Source organism: Neobacillus sp. FW104-15D2 (assembly GCF_058790155.1).
Genome location: NZ_JBYTCJ010000001.1, coordinates 206,459 through 221,128 on the forward strand (window position 1 = coordinate 206,459; position 14,670 = coordinate 221,128).

Genomic DNA, 14,670 nt, shown 5'->3' on the forward strand with positions numbered 1-14,670 from the left:
CCATTTGAAGAAAGGCTAAGGTCGCCACGTCCTGTGGCAACGCCTTTCTAACCCGCGTCCTGCGCGCCTCCGCTTCGACTGAGATAAAGGAAACACGATGAGCATGGCGAGTCGATGTTGACTTATCGTAGGGAGGAGAGGGATGGGCACAAGTCGCTGGGTGCTGTAGCTAGACAAAAAAGAAAAGCGAAAGCACCCGATTAGCGACGAATGGCCATTTGAAGAAAGGCTAAGGTCGCCACGTCCTGTGGCAACGCCTTTCTAACCCGCGTCCTGCGCGCCTCCGCTTCGAATGAGATAAAGGAAACACGATGAGCATGGCGAGTCGATGTTGACTTAACGTAGGGAGGAGTGGGATGGCCACAAGTTGCTGGGCGCTGTAGCTAGACAAAAAAGAAAAGCGAAAGCACTCGATTAGCGTCATATGGCTATTTGAAGAAATGGTATAAATAAACAAAAGCCTCTATCTGGAACTTAGGTTTCCGGATAGAGGCTCTTTTTTTTTGTGAAAAAATAGGTAACTGAAGATTGGGAAAGTTCTAAAATAGGTCTTTTGGCCCGATTCGTAACAAAAGAAATATATTAATATTGTGAAGGGATGCAATTCGACAAAAAATGGAACCAGGGCAATAAATTGTCAAACTTTACTAATATAATGGAAGAACAAGGGAAGAGGATTGACAATTTTAAGGCAAAAGCGACAAAATGAGCCAATTGTACGATACTTTTAATCCGAATAGTTGTAGACATAGTATTTCAGAATCATTACAATTAATAAGAGATTGTTATAAATCGATAAAATACTTCATAATGCTTCAAAATTTTACATAGTAAGAGGTGTTATCATTGGACCTGTTTTCCAATATGTCCACACTGGAGCGCGCACTTAATTATTCATCTTTAAAACAAAAGGTAATATCCAAAAATATTGCAAATGTGGATACACCTAATTACAAGGCAGAGGACGTTAGTTTTAAATCTATTTTAAACAATGAGCTTGAAAGTGGCTTTAAAACATACCGGACCAACAGCCGCCATTTTGACTTCTCGGAAAGTTCCTCTAATAGAGGGGAGATTATTACTAAAAAAAATGTTCAATACAATTCAAACGGCAATAGTGTAGATATGGATAAAGAAATGTCGGATTTAGCGACAAACCAGATTTATTACAATGCATTAATTGAAAGGTTAAACGGAAAGTTTTCAACCTTGCAAAATGTGATTAGAGGAGGGAAATAAAAATGTCTATTTTTCAAAGTATGAATAATACAGCTTCCGCTTTGACTGCTCAACGGCTAAGAATGGACGTTATCTCCTCCAATATGGCAAATGCGGACTCCACCCGGGGGAAATATGTAAATGGCAAATGGGAGCCCTATCGAAGAAAGACAGTAGAATTCCAGCCAGAGGGAACAAACTTTTCCTCCTTTCTGAATTCGGCTATAGGAAGTGGGAGTTCTGCTGGCGCAGGTGGAGTGAAGGTTTCCAAAATTGAGGAAGATACAAAAACGCCTTTCAAGCTTGTTTATGATCCGGAACATCCGGATGCAAATGCGGATGGCTATGTACAGCTGCCAAATGTAGACCCGCTTCGTGAAATGGTTGATTTAATTAGTGCTACGCGCTCCTATGAAGCGAATGTAACTGTATTTAATGCTTCTAAAAGTATGATGATGAAAGCTTTGGAATTAGGAAAATAAGGGAGAACTTTAAATGAATAATGTTGCTTTTCCTTCTGTAAAACAAGTTTTTACAGCGGGCACAAACCAAATACAAAATCCATCCAATACATCATTCGAGCCTCAAAAAAGTTTTGCGTCCGTATTAAAAGAATCTATTAATAAAGTAAATGAAACTCAGCTGCAGTCAGATATTTTAACAGATAAGCTGGCAAGAGGAGAAAACGTGGATCTGCATCAGGTAATGATCGCCGGACAAAAGGCTAGTATCACAATGCAGGCTGCACTAGAGATAAGGAATAAAGTTATTGAAGCTTACCAGGAAACTATGAGAATGCAAGTGTAAAAAGCTAGAGATAAAAAGATAAAAGAAAGCGGTTATTGACTGCCAGATACTCCAGACCTAATAACCGGGGGATTAAAATGAATGATTCAATAAAAACATATATCGAAAAATTGAAAAATTATTGGACGAGCAGATCCAAAAGGCAAAAAACGCTAACAATTGGGTCGTTTTTATTCCTGATTTTAGTCATTGCGGTTATATCTTACTTTGCTTCGAGAACTACAATGGTTCCTCTTTACAGCAATCTCTCGCCTTCCGAAACAGGGACAATTAAACAAAGCCTGGATCAAAAAGGTATAACTTCGGAAATTGCCGATAGCGGGACAACCATAATGGTTCCTGAGGAATCTGCTGATACTCTTAAAGTACAGCTGGCAGCTGAGGGATTACCGAAGTCAGGCAGTATAGATTACTCTTTTTTCAGCCAGAATGCCGGTCTGGGTACAACGGATAAGGAATTTAGTGTGATCAAGCTTGATGCCATGCAAACGGAGCTTGCTAACTTGATAAAAGGAATTGAGGGCGTGCAGGATGCGAAGGTGATGATTAACCTTCCGGAAAAAGGTATTTTCGTCAGTGATGAAAATGAGGCTGCTTCTGCTTCAATCGTTCTGAACACAAAACCAGGATATCAGTTCAGGGACGAACAGATTAGATCTCTTTACCAATTGGTTTCAAAGAGCGTCCCTAATCTTCCTACAGATAATATCGTCATTATGAATCAATATTTTGAGTACTTTGACTTAAATAAAGAAAATAATTCTAATCCTGGTACTTCCTTCACAGCTCAGGCTGATATTAAGAAGCAGGTTGAACGTGATATTCAGCGCCAGGTTCAAAGCATGCTGGGAACTTTAATGGGCCAGGACAAAGTAGTTGTGTCAGTAACTGCTGATATGGACTTTACCCAGGAAAACAGGGAAGAAAACCTGGTTGAACCAGTGGATAAGGAAAATATGAAGGGAATTGCTATCAGCGCCCAAAAAATCACTGAAACTTATACTGGAAAAGGTGCTAATGCAGCGGGAGGAACACCGGCAGCTGAAACCCCAGCTGACACACAGGGCTCCACATACGCAGAGGGCAGTTCGAATGGTGACGGTGATTATGAAAAAGTCGATGACAAAGTAAATTATGAAGTAAACAGGATTAAAAAGCAGATTTCCGAAAGCCCTTATAAAATCAGGGATCTTGGAATCCAGGTAATGGTCGAGCCGCCAAAACCAAATGATCCTAATTCTCTTCCACAGGCCAGGGTTGACGATATTTCAAAAATGCTTGGTTCTATTGTACGTACCTCCATCGATAAAAAAGAAGGCACTGATTTAACGGATGCAGCTATTCAAAATAAAATCCTTGTTTCGGTTCAGCCCTTCAATGGCAAAATGAAATTTACCGAAGAAGCACAGCAATCAATTCCTTGGTGGGTTTACGCCGCTGGCGGTGTACTGCTTCTTATCATAGTCTTGCTGCTGATATTATTCCTGCGCTCACGGAAAAAACGTCAGGAGGAGGGAGAAATGCTTCCATATACCGACCCTGAACCAGTTTATATTCCGGATGTGAACAACGAACATGATACAGAGACAACATTAAGAAGGAAACAGCTAGAAAAGATGGCAAAAGAAAAACCAGAAGAATTTGCAAAGCTGCTAAGAACCTGGATTGCAGAAGACTAGAGAAATGAGGTGCTGAAAAATGGCAAAAAATCAAAAAGATCTTAACGGGAAACAAAAAGCAGCCATTCTTCTCATTTCCTTGGGTCCTGATGTTTCTGCATCAGTGTATAAGCACCTGAATGAAGAAGAAATTGAAAAATTAACACTTGAAATCTCAGGGGTAAAAAAGGTGGACAACAGTTCAAAAGAAGAGGTTCTGGAAGAATTCCATAATATAGCTCTTGCTCAGGATTATATCTCTCAGGGAGGGATTGGCTATGCCAAAACGGTCCTTGAAAAAGCTTTGGGAACAGAACAGGCCTCCGTTATTATCAATAGGCTGACTTCCTCCCTGAAGGTGCGTCCATTTGATTTTGCGAGAAAGGCTGATCCCGCTCAAATACTAAATTTCATTCAAAACGAACATCCGCAAACGATTGCATTAATTTTGTCATACCTTGATCCTGCCCAGGCAGGGCAGATTTTATCTGAGCTCCAGCAGGATATGCAGGCTGATGTTGCTAGAAGGATTGCTATGATGGATAGTACTTCTCCAGAAATTATTAATGAAGTTGAACAAATCCTGGAAAGAAAGCTTTCAGCTACTGTAACCCAGGATTACACACAAACTGGAGGAATTGAGGCTGTCGTAGATGTACTGAACGGAGTTGACCGGGCGACAGAACGCACAATCCTCGATGCACTGGAGATTCAGGATCCTGAACTCGCAGAAGAAATTAAGAAAAGAATGTTTGTATTCGAAGACATTGTTACTCTTGATAATCGTGCAATACAGCGTGTCATTCGTGAATGTGAAAATGAAGACCTTATGCTTTCGCTCAAGGTATCCAGTGATGAGGTTAAAGAAATTGTATACCGCAATATGTCTTCTCGTATGGTAGAAACCTTTAAGGATGAAATGGAATACATGGGTCCTGTCCGATTACGCGATGTAGAAGAGGCCCAAACAAGAATTGTTTCCATCATTCGCCGTCTGGAAGATGCAGGAGAAATCGTCATTGCCCGCGGCGGAGGGGATGATATTATTGTCTAGATTAATTAAATCCCAGTGGGCTGCACCAAAAACGGAAAAAAGAATAATTGGAATAAAAGCGGTGCAAAGCAGCAATACAGGTTCCTATGAGTTACCTTATGTCTTTGAAGAGCAAGGGGAAAGTATTATTGGAAGCGCCCAAATGCAAGCAGACATGATTATGCAGGAAGCTGCTGTCCATGCTCAAGCTGTCCGTGAGCAAATTGCTTCGGAAAAAGAAGAATGGGAACGGCAGCGGCATAACCTTGAAGAAGCCGCACAAAGAAAAGGGTATGAGCAGGGCCTTGGGGAAGGCAGAAACCAGGGCTACCAGGAGTACAGCGACACAATCAATTTTGCTAAAGAGATCGTAGAAGATTCTAAATTAGAGTATAAAAAAAATGTAGAGAAGGCTGAAAGAACCATTTTAGAACTTGGAATGAAGGTTGCTGGACGTATTCTTGGTACCAGAATTAGTGAACAAGAGGAAGATTTTCTTCTCATCGTTAAACGGGCATTGAAGGAAGCAAGAGAATTTCGGGAGGTCCAGGTTCATGTGAATCCTTCCCGCTATAGTTTCCTTTTATCCCGGAAGGATGAGTTAATTGCTCTGTTTCCAAGAGAAGTAGATTTTTATATTTATCCTGATGAAGACCTTTTAGAAGAAGCATGTCTTATCGAGTCGGCGAATGGCCGAATAGATGCAAGTGTGGACAGCCAGCTGGATGAAATAAAAAACAAACTAATAGATTTGCTGGAGAGTGGAACAGAATGAAAGCTGCATCTCTTCTCGAACATATAAACGAATTGGATACGTTTCGAAGATATGGAAGAGTGAAAAGGGTCGTCGGACTAATGATTGAATCACAGGGCCCTGAAAGTTCAATTGGAGATGTCTGCTTTATTCATGTTGGCGGAAGACAAAAACGGAAAATTATGGCGGAAGTAGTCGGCTTTAGGGAAGAAAACATTATTCTTATGCCATATACTGCTGTTCAGGATATTTCAGCCGGCAGTCTGGTGGAGGCTTCTTCAAAACCTCTTGAGGTGAAAGTTGGAGCAGCACTTATTGGAAGTGTTATAGATTCCCTTGGTTATCCGCTCGATGGTTCTCTCCTTCCCAAAGGTCTGTCGTCGGTCCCAACGGAACAGTCACCACCCAATCCCATGAACCGGCCTCCTATTCGGGAATCGATTGAGGTGGGAGTAAGGATGATTGATGGCCTTCTTACCGTCGGAAACGGGCAAAGGGTTGGTATCTTTGCGGGAAGCGGAGTAGGAAAAAGCACGCTGCTTGGAATGATTGCGAGGAATACAAAAGCGGATTTAAATGTAATTGCTTTAATAGGTGAACGGGGAAGAGAAGTAAGAGAATTCATCGAGCGGGATCTCGGCGAAGAAGGATTAAAAAGATCCATAGTGGTGGTTGCCACCTCGGACCAGCCCGCGCTTATGAGAATAAAAGGGGCATTTACTGCAACAGCCATTGCCGAATACTTCCGGGACAAAGGACTTAATGTCATGCTGATGATGGACTCTGTAACTAGGGTTGCCATGGCACAGCGCGAAGTAGGACTTGCAGTCGGAGAACCGCCGACAACCAAAGGATACACTCCTTCAGTTTTTGCCGTACTTCCTAAACTTCTGGAGAGGACAGGAACAAATCAATCTGGTTCTATTACAGGTTTTTATACCGTCCTGGTAGACGGAGATGATATGAACGAACCGGTTGCTGATACGGTACGGGGAATTTTGGATGGTCATTTTGTCCTTGATCGGGATCTGGCTAATAAAGGGCAGTATCCAGCAGTAAATGTGTTAAAAAGCATCAGCCGGATTATGAATCAAATCGTAACCCCTGAACAGGCCAGAGCAGCAGAAAAGCTGCGCGATCTATTAAGCATCTACATGAATTCGGAGGATTTAATTAATATAGGTGCTTATAAAAAGGGTTCATCAGCTGAAATCGATGAAGCCGTAAGACTTTATCCTCACATCCTTTCTTTTTTAAAGCAGTCTACAAGTGAAAAGGTTTCTATGGAAGAAAGCATTTATCAGTTATTCGATTTAGTAGGGGCAGGGTGATTTTGCTGATGGTCTATCAATATAGATTTGAAAAAATCCTTCATATTAAAGAAAAGGAAAAGGACGAAGCCCTCTCCTTCTATAATGAGTCGGTACGAAAGTTTGAGGAAGCAGCAGAAAAACTGTATTCCCTCTTAAAAAAGAAAGAGGATATGCAGTCTCACCAATCTTCAAGGCTGGAAAAAGGACTGAACGTTCAGGAAATCAGGCATCATCAGCAGTTTATTGTAAACCTTGAAAAGACAATTGAGCATTATCAAAAAATGGTGTTAAATGCACGTGGCAGAATGAACTTTTATCATGAGAAGCTTCTGGAAAATAATGTGGAAGTAAAAAAATATCAAAAAATGAAAGAAAAAGATCATCGCCATTACCTCAAAGAAATGAATGCCTTTGAGGGGAAACAAATGGATGATATCTCGATTCAGCAGTTTATGAACCGGGGAAATTAGGTGGCAAAATGGAAAAAACCTCTGAAGAAAAAGAACGCACAAGATATAGCCCTTTTCAATGGTTTGTATATATTGTTCTTATTCCTTTACTTTTTACTATAACAGTTGCACTAGTGGTCATGACATTTTCAGGTATCAACGTGTTTGAGGTAGCCAAGGAATATGGGAACAAAATCCCCCTAGTGGGCAGCTTGTTCGCAGTCGATAAAAAAGAAAATAACCAGCAGCTGGAAAAAAACATCATTGACTTAGAAAGCCAAATCAAAGACCGTGAAGCAAAAATCCAGCAGTTAAAAACACAAATGGACCAAAAGGATAAAAGCATCCAAATGGGTGAGCTAGAAAAAAGTAAGCTGCAGCAGGAAGTTAATAACCTAGAAGCTATTCAGGAAGAAAACAAACGGGCATTTAAAGATATAGTAAGAACCTACGAAACCATGCCGGTGAAAAAGTCGGCACCCATTATTTCAAAAATGCCTGAAACAGAAGCGCTTAAGATTTTATCCAATATTAAGCCAGAAACACTTGCTGGAATAATGGAGAACATGGATCCAGCTCAGGCTGCTAAATTTACTGGCATGCTTACCACCCAGGATCAAACAGACAGCCAGGACCAGTAAAAATTATAATTGCGTGAAATTTAAAACTGTCCAGCTTCAGCGCCTAGCGAGTTTTCAACTTTGAAAATGCTTCTTGGAGTATCTTGCATCAAGTATGACCGTAGGTGATACTTGGTGCAATTAGTGGCCATCCCACACCTCCCTATGATAAGTCAACAACGAATCGCTAAGCTCTTCGTGTTTCCTTTATCTCAGTCGGTGCAGGCGTCAGCCCATACATCGCTAAACAGGCGCTTACGCATTTCTTTTGAAGGGAGGTGAAAACATGCAAATCGGCGGACTAGGATATGTAAAAGGTATGGTATCTTCTCAAAATGCTCAAGGAACAAAAGGAAAAGAAAGCTTTATGAGTGTCCTTAAAGGGCTTCAGACTCAGCCAAAAGAAGAACAAAAGAAGGACCCTAATTCTTTAACAAATCTTGACTTAACCGATCTCTTATCTTTCCTAGGAACGGTGAATATCCAGGATATTGACGGAGGATTTAAACTCCAGGATGTGCTGATGGGCAATTCTGATACAGATATGCTCCAAATGATAAAGCAATACCTTGGAATCAGCGATGAAAAATGGAACAGTCTGTTAGAATCCCTTTCCGGGGGAATTGGCAACTCATTACCGCAGGAAAAGAAAGATGATAAAAATCCTCAGGATTTATTAGCAAATATGCTGGCTGGTCTATTAACTTTGCCTCAGGACAAGCTTATGAAATTACCAGCAGACGATTTAAAAAATTTTTTAAAGGCAGCTAAGCTATACGACCTTATGGCTGCGAGTAAGGACTCGGCAAAGTCCTTCGACAGTCTTGGAAGTCTCCTTGAAAAGGTAAAGGAAAATTTAAGTAATTTAGCTGTAAATCAAAAGCCAGCTACCAGAGTTGAATTTTCACAAAATGTATTTACCCGGTTAGTTAGCGACTTAAACCAAAAAACTGAGAAAAAAGAAAATAATTTTTTCAAAAAACAAGAAATTAAAACAGCCTCGCAGGATTTTAATCTGCATATCAGCGGGGAAACGATAAATTCACAAAGTACAGGAAAAGCTGTACAGCCTATGCTTGTGCTTCAAAGCAATGGGAGACCTATTAATACCAATGAATTAATAAGACAGTTTGAATCTATTCTCTCCAAGGCGCAAATGAGTGGTACTGGCGGAGAGCAAAAATTATTGGTAAATCTTCATCCTGACAATCTTGGTTCTTTAAGAATTGAGTTAATTCAAAAAGACGGTTCGATTACAGCGAAAATATTAACTTCAACAGGTGCCGCAAAAGATGCTCTGGAGTCTCACGTGAATGGATTGAAACAGGCCTTTGCAGCACAAAACATTCAAGTGGAAAGACTGGAAATAACACAGCAGTTAAGCCAGCCTGACCGCTTTCTGGGGAGAGAACAGCAGGGACAGCCACAGGGGCAAAGACAGAATCCGCAGGAAAATAATAAAAAGAACGAAGAAGATGATGGAGATTTTAACTTTTCGCTTGAAGAAGCGCTTGTAAATATGGAAGTTTAGGTGAGAATATGGCAAATACAATTGATTCATCTTTATTATTAAATACAGTCCAGAATACAGCAAAAAAAGCTACTAGTACACTCGGTAAAGATGACTTTCTTAAGATCCTAATGACCCAGCTGCAGAACCAGGACCCACTTAATCCAATGCAGGATAAAGATTTTGTGGCGCAAATGGCAACGTTCTCTACACTGGAGCAGATAACAAATATGGGGAAGTCCATTGACCAATTTGTTTCTGTGCAGCAGCAAAACAAGCTGATTCAATACAGCCAATTTGTTGGCAGGGATGTAACCTGGCATAAGGCGCAGGAAGGACAGACAAATGTTCAGCAAGGCGAGGGGAAAGTAGTTTCCGTTCAATTTAAGGACGATACTGTTCTCTTTACATTAGAGGATGGCACAACCCTTGAACCCGGCAATATCTCACAGATTAATGAAACCTCCATTGACAGCCAGATGCTTCAATCATCTATGCTCATTGGAAAAACGGTTGATTATACAAATGACCAGAAGGAAGAAAAAACAGCAACTGTAAAGTCTGTGTCGTTTAAGGATGGGAAAACTCAATATCTTTTAAATGATGAGGCAAGAATTAATGCGTCACAGATAACCAAAATAGAATAAAGATTGGAGAATGATAGAAATGGATAAAACTATTTTTCATTCAATCGTTCCCAAAACACCATTAACGAATCCAATAAAGCAAAACATAAACCAGTCCCAGGCAAAAAATCCTTTTTCAATGCATCTTCAGAATGCAATTGAAGCAAGTTCCAGCTTGTCGATTAGCAAACATGCCGAGGATCGTTTGAAGGAACGGAATATCAGGATAAGCGAGGAAAAGTGGGGCCAGATTGAACAAAAGGTTTTAACCGCAAAAAAGATGGGTGTGAATGAATCCCTGGTGCTTCTGAAGGATGCAGCCCTAATCGTAAGCGCAAAAAATAATAAGGTAATTACAGCGATGAACAGGCAGGAAGCTTCGTCACAAATATTTACGAATATTAATGGAACGATTTTAATAGATTCATAAATTGGCCGGACCTTGAAGAGGAAGCCAAGAGCTGCCGACTGACAGACGCAGCTCCAAATAGAAGGAGGAAAAACAATGCTTCGTTCAATGTACTCAGGAATCAGTGGAATGAAAAACTTCCAGACAAAGCTAGATGTAATTGGCAATAATATCGCTAACGTAAACACATTTGGATTTAAAAAAGGCCGTGTAACCTTTAAAGATACTATGAACCAGACAATTTCAGGTGCCAGTGCTGCGCAAAACAATCGCGGAGGTAAAAACCCGATGCAGGTTGGACTTGGTTCCACTTTTGCTACCATTGATACTGTCGACACTCAAGCTGCGCTGCAGACAACAGGAAGAGCACTGGATGTTGCGATTTCCGGTGATGGCTATTTCGTAACTAAGCAGGGCAATCAGCTATCTTATACCCGTGCAGGAAACTTTTATCTTGATAACTCTGGAAATCTGGTAAATGGTGATGGTTTAAAGGTACAGGCATATAAAGTAGATTCAGCAACTGGTGAACCTACTAATGTGCTCGGGGATGTAGCGGTAAATGTGAACGCTGTTTTGCCTCCTGTGGTCACTGGAAATATTAAAATGGCCGGTAACTTATCAGAAGATGCAATTGATAATACAGTATACAGCCAGCAAATTAAGGTAATCGACAATAAAGGAAACGAACAGAAATTGGAGGCTGTTTTCAAAAAAATAGATTCTAATACTTGGAATGTAACTTTTCCAGAAGTGACTGGTACAGGCAATTCTATAAACTTGGACTTTGACACAGCCACCAAAAAGTTTAGTGCAGCTACTCCTTCCTCTACTCTTACATTTGGGGGATCATCAATTAATTTGGATTTTTCAGGGTTAACGCAAGATGCAGGTCCGACCACCGCACTTGTTAATCCCGACGGTAACCTTCAGGGTGCCCTTGAAAGCTTTAACATTGGTTCTTCCGGAGCAATAAACGGAGTATATTCCAATGGCCTTGTAAAGACTCTGGGAGTATTGGCAATTGCTAAATTCAGCAACGCATCAGGTTTAACAAAGACAGGAAGCAATTCCTTCCAGGAATCTATTAACTCAGGAACCGCAAACATCGGTACGCCAGGTGATGGCAGAGGTTCCATTGCTGCGGGATCGCTGGAAATGTCCAACGTGGATCTTTCCGAGGAATTTACCGAAATGATTACTGCACAGCGTGGCTTCCAGGCGAATACCAAGATTATTACAACTTCAGATGAAATCCTTCAGGAACTTGTTAATTTGAAACGATAATTTATAGGAGGATGGGGAAGAAAAAAATTCTTTTCTTCCCTGAATAACTAAACGTGATAAAAGTAACCAGATTAAACGGAAAAGAATTTACACTTAACGCCATCTATATCGAAACTGTTGAATCCTTCCCTGATACTACTATTACACTTCTAAATGGACATAAGTACGTTGTGAAGGAATCGGAGCAGGTAACAGTGGAGAACATAAAGAAATTCTATCAATCTGTAAGTCTTCTGGGTCAACTGCAGTTGGAGGAAATTGAAAATGATGAAAAATAAATTGTTCATGATTATGACGATTATGCTTGCTGCCATTTTACTGGTAGGTGCGGTAGCCGCAACTGTTATATACAAGATGAATAACACCGCAGAAGCAAAGGGCCCTACTATTGATGAGGTGCTGGAGGATTCGGTTGATATTCCACAGCTCACAACTAACCTGGCAAGTGACGATTATATCCGGATTTCTTTTAAAATCCAAACAGACAGCACTGATGCAAAAGACGAAGTGCAAAAACGGGATTTCCAGGTAAAAAATATCATTATCCAGGAGCTTTCGGAAAAGCAGGCAAAGGATTTGCAGGGCAAAGAAGGCAAATTGCAGCTCGAAAATACTTTGAAAGACCGGATTAATCATTTAATGCAGGATGGAAAAGTAGTTAAGGTATATATCACAGACTCTCTTCTTCAATAACAAGAGAAAACAAAATCAATACAGATATGGAGGTGAGACTGTATGGCAGGAGAAGTTTTATCGCAAAGTGAAATTGATGCCTTGCTCTCTGCTTTATCTACCGGAGAGATGGATGCTGACGAGCTTAAGAAAGAACAGACTGAGAAAAAAGTAAGAGTCTATGATTTTAAGAGAGCTCTTAGATTCTCAAAAGACCAAATACGAAGCCTGACTCGGATACATGATAATTTTGCAAGGCTGTTAACTACATATTTCTCTGCACAGTTGCGGACATATGTACAAATTTCCGTGGCATCCGCAGACCAAATTCCTTATGAAGAATTTATCAGGTCCATTCCCAAAATGACGATTCTTAATGTCTATGAGGTTTATCCTCTGGAGGGCAGGATTTTAATGGAGGTAAATCCCAATATTGCTTATGCCATGCTTGACAGGCTTTTGGGAGGCAGAGGGGCAAGCGTTAATAAGGTAGATAACCTGACTGAGATAGAAACGAAAATCATGTCCAATATGTTTGAACGTGCATTTGAAGGCCTCAGGGAGGCATGGAGCAGTTTGGCTGATATTGATCCTGTACTGTCAGATTTTGAGGTCAACCCGCAATTTTTGCAGATGGTGTCCCCAAACGAAACAGTAGTCGTCATCTCGCTCAACACTGTTATCGGAGAAACAAGCGGAATGATAAATATTTGCATACCGCATGTGGTCCTTGAACCAATAATACCAAAGCTCTCCGTCCATTATTGGATGCAGTCTGAGAAGAAGGAAAGAGAACCAAGGGAAATTGCTGTTTTAGAGAAAAGTATTCAGAATGCGGACGTATCCGTGAGTGTGGAAATGGGAAATGCCGATATTACGGTTCAGGATTTTCTCATGCTGGATGTTGATGATGTGATTGAATTGGATCAATTAATATCAACTCCGCTTCTAATAAAAGTTGGCGAGATTCCTAAGTTTTATGGACAGCCAGGAAAAATGAATAAAAAAATGGCTATTCAAGTGCTTGATACATTGAAAGGAGGAGATGGCGATGATGAGTGATGATATGCTTTCTCAGGACGAAATAGATGCGCTTCTGCGCGCAACAGATGAAGATGATACTTTTGATTCAGAAGAGCCAAAAGAAGAAGAGTATCTTACTCCGATTGAAATAGATGCCCTTGGTGAAATAGGCAATATCTCATTTGGCAGCTCGGCAACTGCATTGTCCACATTATTGAATCAAAAAGTAGAAATAACCACTCCTACTGTAACAGCTGTACATAAAGAAAGGCTTGCAGACGAATTCCCGCATCCCTATGTAGGTATTGAGGTCAGCTATACGGAAGGATTTTCAGGCAGAAATATTTTAATTGTGAAGCAAAGTGATGCGGCTATTATTGTTGACCTGATGCTTGGCGGTGATGGTAAAAATCCTGCAGATTATTTGGGGGAAATCCAGCTGAGTGCTGTTCAGGAAGCCATGAATCAAATGATGGGATCAGCAGCAACCTCGATGTCAACCATCTTTAATAAAAGAGTTGATATATCACCTCCGACCCTTAGCATTCTTGATGTAAAGCAGGGTGAGGGTACCGAGAGGATTTCAGGAATAGAAATGCTTGTCAAAATTTCATTCCGTCTGAAAGTTGGTGACCTAATTGATTCAACCATCATGCAGATTGTTCCGCTTGATTTTGCTAAAAAGCTGGTATTTGATTTGATGAATCCGGGCCAAGCAGAAGCCGATCCGCATATACAACAGCCTAGTGCCAGCACTCAGCAGCAAACCAATCAGCCACAGGCAGCTCCACCTGCTCACCACTCTGAGTCCTATGGTTCTAGCTCAGGCCTTAATCAAGAGAGTACTAACTATCAAAATAGCAATCAACAAACAGTTCCATATCAGCAGGAGCAGCACAGTCCTCAGCATATAGGTGCGAATTTTAGTGGCGGCCAGCAGCCAGCTGTCCAGCCGGCGGTGTTTTCTAATTTTGAACCAATGAGACCGCAGGAGCCAGAACAGAAGAATTTGAATATGCTGCTTGATATTCCTCTCCAGGTAACAGTAGAACTTGGAAGGACCAAGCGTACTGTTAAAGAAATACTTGAGCTTTCTCCTGGATCCATTATCGAACTGGACAAGCTTGCAGGTGAGCCTGTTGATATTTTAGTAAACAACCGTCTAATTGCCAAAGGAGAAGTTGTGGTAATAGATGAAAACTTTGGCGTCCGTGTGACTGATATTATCAGCCAAAGTGACAGAATAAAGAAATTACGCTAAATAATAATGTACCCGGAGGTAAATGGATAA

General features: G+C 40.9%; 17 protein-coding genes. All 17 read left to right on the forward strand.

The genetic code is table 11. The features are described 5' to 3' along the window. Window positions 1-846: 846 nt before the first annotated feature. On the forward strand, window positions 847-1,239 hold the full coding sequence (gene flgB / locus AC3WR0_RS01055; RefSeq protein WP_492550599.1) for a flagellar basal body rod protein FlgB: 393 nt from the start codon (window positions 847-849) through the stop codon (window positions 1,237-1,239). Window positions 1,240-1,241: 2 nt separating this feature from the next. Beyond that, window positions 1,242-1,700 (forward strand): flagellar basal body rod protein FlgC, encoded by a 459-nt coding sequence (flgC, locus tag AC3WR0_RS01060; RefSeq protein WP_492550600.1) that lies wholly within the window; start codon window positions 1,242-1,244, stop codon window positions 1,698-1,700. A 13-nt stretch (window positions 1,701-1,713) separates the two neighbouring features. After that, window positions 1,714-2,025: a flagellar hook-basal body complex protein FliE gene (gene fliE, locus AC3WR0_RS01065; RefSeq protein WP_492550601.1), complete on the forward strand. Its 312-nt coding sequence runs from the start codon at window positions 1,714-1,716 to the stop codon at window positions 2,023-2,025. Between the two features lie 77 nt (window positions 2,026-2,102). Further along, window positions 2,103-3,704, forward strand: a complete 1,602-nt coding sequence (fliF, locus tag AC3WR0_RS01070; RefSeq protein ID WP_492550602.1) for a flagellar basal-body MS-ring/collar protein FliF — start codon at window positions 2,103-2,105, stop codon at window positions 3,702-3,704. 19 nt (window positions 3,705-3,723) lie between these two features. Next, entirely contained in the window at window positions 3,724-4,737 is a 1,014-nt protein-coding gene (gene fliG / locus AC3WR0_RS01075) for a flagellar motor switch protein FliG (protein ID WP_492550603.1), read from the forward strand. Continuing rightward, entirely contained in the window at window positions 4,721-5,491 is a 771-nt protein-coding gene (gene fliH, locus AC3WR0_RS01080; RefSeq protein WP_492550604.1) for a flagellar assembly protein FliH, read from the forward strand. Before fliG ends, fliH begins: the two co-directional genes overlap by 17 nt. Next, entirely contained in the window at window positions 5,488-6,801 is a 1,314-nt protein-coding gene (gene fliI / locus AC3WR0_RS01085; RefSeq protein ID WP_492550605.1) for a flagellar protein export ATPase FliI, read from the forward strand. Before fliH ends, fliI begins: the two co-directional genes overlap by 4 nt. An 8-nt stretch (window positions 6,802-6,809) precedes the next feature. Beyond that, the gene (gene fliJ / locus AC3WR0_RS01090; RefSeq protein ID WP_492550606.1) at window positions 6,810-7,253 is read left to right on the forward strand and encodes a flagellar export protein FliJ; all 444 of its coding nucleotides are present in this window, start codon (window positions 6,810-6,812) and stop codon (window positions 7,251-7,253) included. Between the two features lie 8 nt (window positions 7,254-7,261). Continuing rightward, window positions 7,262-7,873, forward strand: coding sequence for a MotE family protein (locus AC3WR0_RS01095; RefSeq protein WP_492550607.1), 612 nt, complete (start codon window positions 7,262-7,264; stop codon window positions 7,871-7,873). A gap of 265 nt (window positions 7,874-8,138) precedes the next feature. Next, window positions 8,139-9,383, forward strand: a complete 1,245-nt coding sequence (locus AC3WR0_RS01100; protein ID WP_492550608.1) for a flagellar hook-length control protein FliK — start codon at window positions 8,139-8,141, stop codon at window positions 9,381-9,383. A gap of 8 nt (window positions 9,384-9,391) precedes the next feature. Then, on the forward strand, window positions 9,392-10,009 hold the full coding sequence (gene flgD, locus AC3WR0_RS01105; RefSeq protein WP_492550609.1) for a flagellar hook assembly protein FlgD: 618 nt from the start codon (window positions 9,392-9,394) through the stop codon (window positions 10,007-10,009). Window positions 10,010-10,028: 19 nt separating this feature from the next. Next, complete coding sequence (locus tag AC3WR0_RS01110; RefSeq protein ID WP_492550610.1) at window positions 10,029-10,418, forward strand: TIGR02530 family flagellar biosynthesis protein; 390 nt, start codon at window positions 10,029-10,031, stop codon at window positions 10,416-10,418. A gap of 75 nt (window positions 10,419-10,493) precedes the next feature. Then, on the forward strand, window positions 10,494-11,684 hold the full coding sequence (locus AC3WR0_RS01115; RefSeq protein ID WP_492550611.1) for a flagellar hook protein FlgE: 1,191 nt from the start codon (window positions 10,494-10,496) through the stop codon (window positions 11,682-11,684). 53 nt (window positions 11,685-11,737) lie between these two features. Beyond that, on the forward strand, window positions 11,738-11,962 hold the full coding sequence (locus AC3WR0_RS01120) for a flagellar FlbD family protein (protein ID WP_492550612.1): 225 nt from the start codon (window positions 11,738-11,740) through the stop codon (window positions 11,960-11,962). Next, on the forward strand, window positions 11,949-12,377 hold the full coding sequence (gene fliL, locus AC3WR0_RS01125) for a flagellar basal body-associated protein FliL (protein ID WP_492550613.1): 429 nt from the start codon (window positions 11,949-11,951) through the stop codon (window positions 12,375-12,377). The genes AC3WR0_RS01120 and fliL overlap by 14 nt, the downstream gene beginning before the upstream one ends. Before the next feature lie 42 nt (window positions 12,378-12,419). Continuing rightward, the gene (gene fliM, locus AC3WR0_RS01130) at window positions 12,420-13,418 is read left to right on the forward strand and encodes a flagellar motor switch protein FliM (protein ID WP_492550614.1); all 999 of its coding nucleotides are present in this window, start codon (window positions 12,420-12,422) and stop codon (window positions 13,416-13,418) included. Beyond that, window positions 13,408-14,640, forward strand: a complete 1,233-nt coding sequence (gene fliY / locus AC3WR0_RS01135; RefSeq protein WP_492550615.1) for a flagellar motor switch phosphatase FliY — start codon at window positions 13,408-13,410, stop codon at window positions 14,638-14,640. The genes fliM and fliY overlap by 11 nt, the downstream gene beginning before the upstream one ends. The last annotated feature ends 30 nt before the right edge of the window (window positions 14,641-14,670 follow it).

What these genes read in the sequence shown, in the direction of transcription:
- flgC (WP_492550600.1), top strand. Translation starts at nt 1,242, where the DNA reads ATGTCTATTTTTCAAAGTATGAATAATACAGCTTCCGCTTTGACTGCT.
- fliE (WP_492550601.1), top strand. Translation starts at nt 1,714, where the DNA reads ATGAATAATGTTGCTTTTCCTTCTGTAAAACAAGTTTTTACAGCGGGC.
- fliF (WP_492550602.1), top strand. Translation starts at nt 2,103, where the DNA reads ATGAATGATTCAATAAAAACATATATCGAAAAATTGAAAAATTATTGG.
- fliG (WP_492550603.1), top strand. Translation starts at nt 3,724, where the DNA reads ATGGCAAAAAATCAAAAAGATCTTAACGGGAAACAAAAAGCAGCCATT.
- fliH (WP_492550604.1), top strand. Translation starts at nt 4,721, where the DNA reads ATGATATTATTGTCTAGATTAATTAAATCCCAGTGGGCTGCACCAAAA.
- fliI (WP_492550605.1), top strand. Translation starts at nt 5,488, where the DNA reads ATGAAAGCTGCATCTCTTCTCGAACATATAAACGAATTGGATACGTTT.
- fliJ (WP_492550606.1), top strand. Translation starts at nt 6,810, where the DNA reads ATGGTCTATCAATATAGATTTGAAAAAATCCTTCATATTAAAGAAAAG.
- AC3WR0_RS01095 (WP_492550607.1), top strand. Translation starts at nt 7,262, where the DNA reads ATGGAAAAAACCTCTGAAGAAAAAGAACGCACAAGATATAGCCCTTTT.
- AC3WR0_RS01100 (WP_492550608.1), top strand. Translation starts at nt 8,139, where the DNA reads ATGCAAATCGGCGGACTAGGATATGTAAAAGGTATGGTATCTTCTCAA.
- flgD (WP_492550609.1), top strand. Translation starts at nt 9,392, where the DNA reads ATGGCAAATACAATTGATTCATCTTTATTATTAAATACAGTCCAGAAT.
- AC3WR0_RS01110 (WP_492550610.1), top strand. Translation starts at nt 10,029, where the DNA reads ATGGATAAAACTATTTTTCATTCAATCGTTCCCAAAACACCATTAACG.
- AC3WR0_RS01115 (WP_492550611.1), top strand. Translation starts at nt 10,494, where the DNA reads ATGCTTCGTTCAATGTACTCAGGAATCAGTGGAATGAAAAACTTCCAG.
- fliL (WP_492550613.1), top strand. Translation starts at nt 11,949, where the DNA reads ATGATGAAAAATAAATTGTTCATGATTATGACGATTATGCTTGCTGCC.
- fliM (WP_492550614.1), top strand. Translation starts at nt 12,420, where the DNA reads ATGGCAGGAGAAGTTTTATCGCAAAGTGAAATTGATGCCTTGCTCTCT.
- fliY (WP_492550615.1), top strand. Translation starts at nt 13,408, where the DNA reads ATGATGAGTGATGATATGCTTTCTCAGGACGAAATAGATGCGCTTCTG.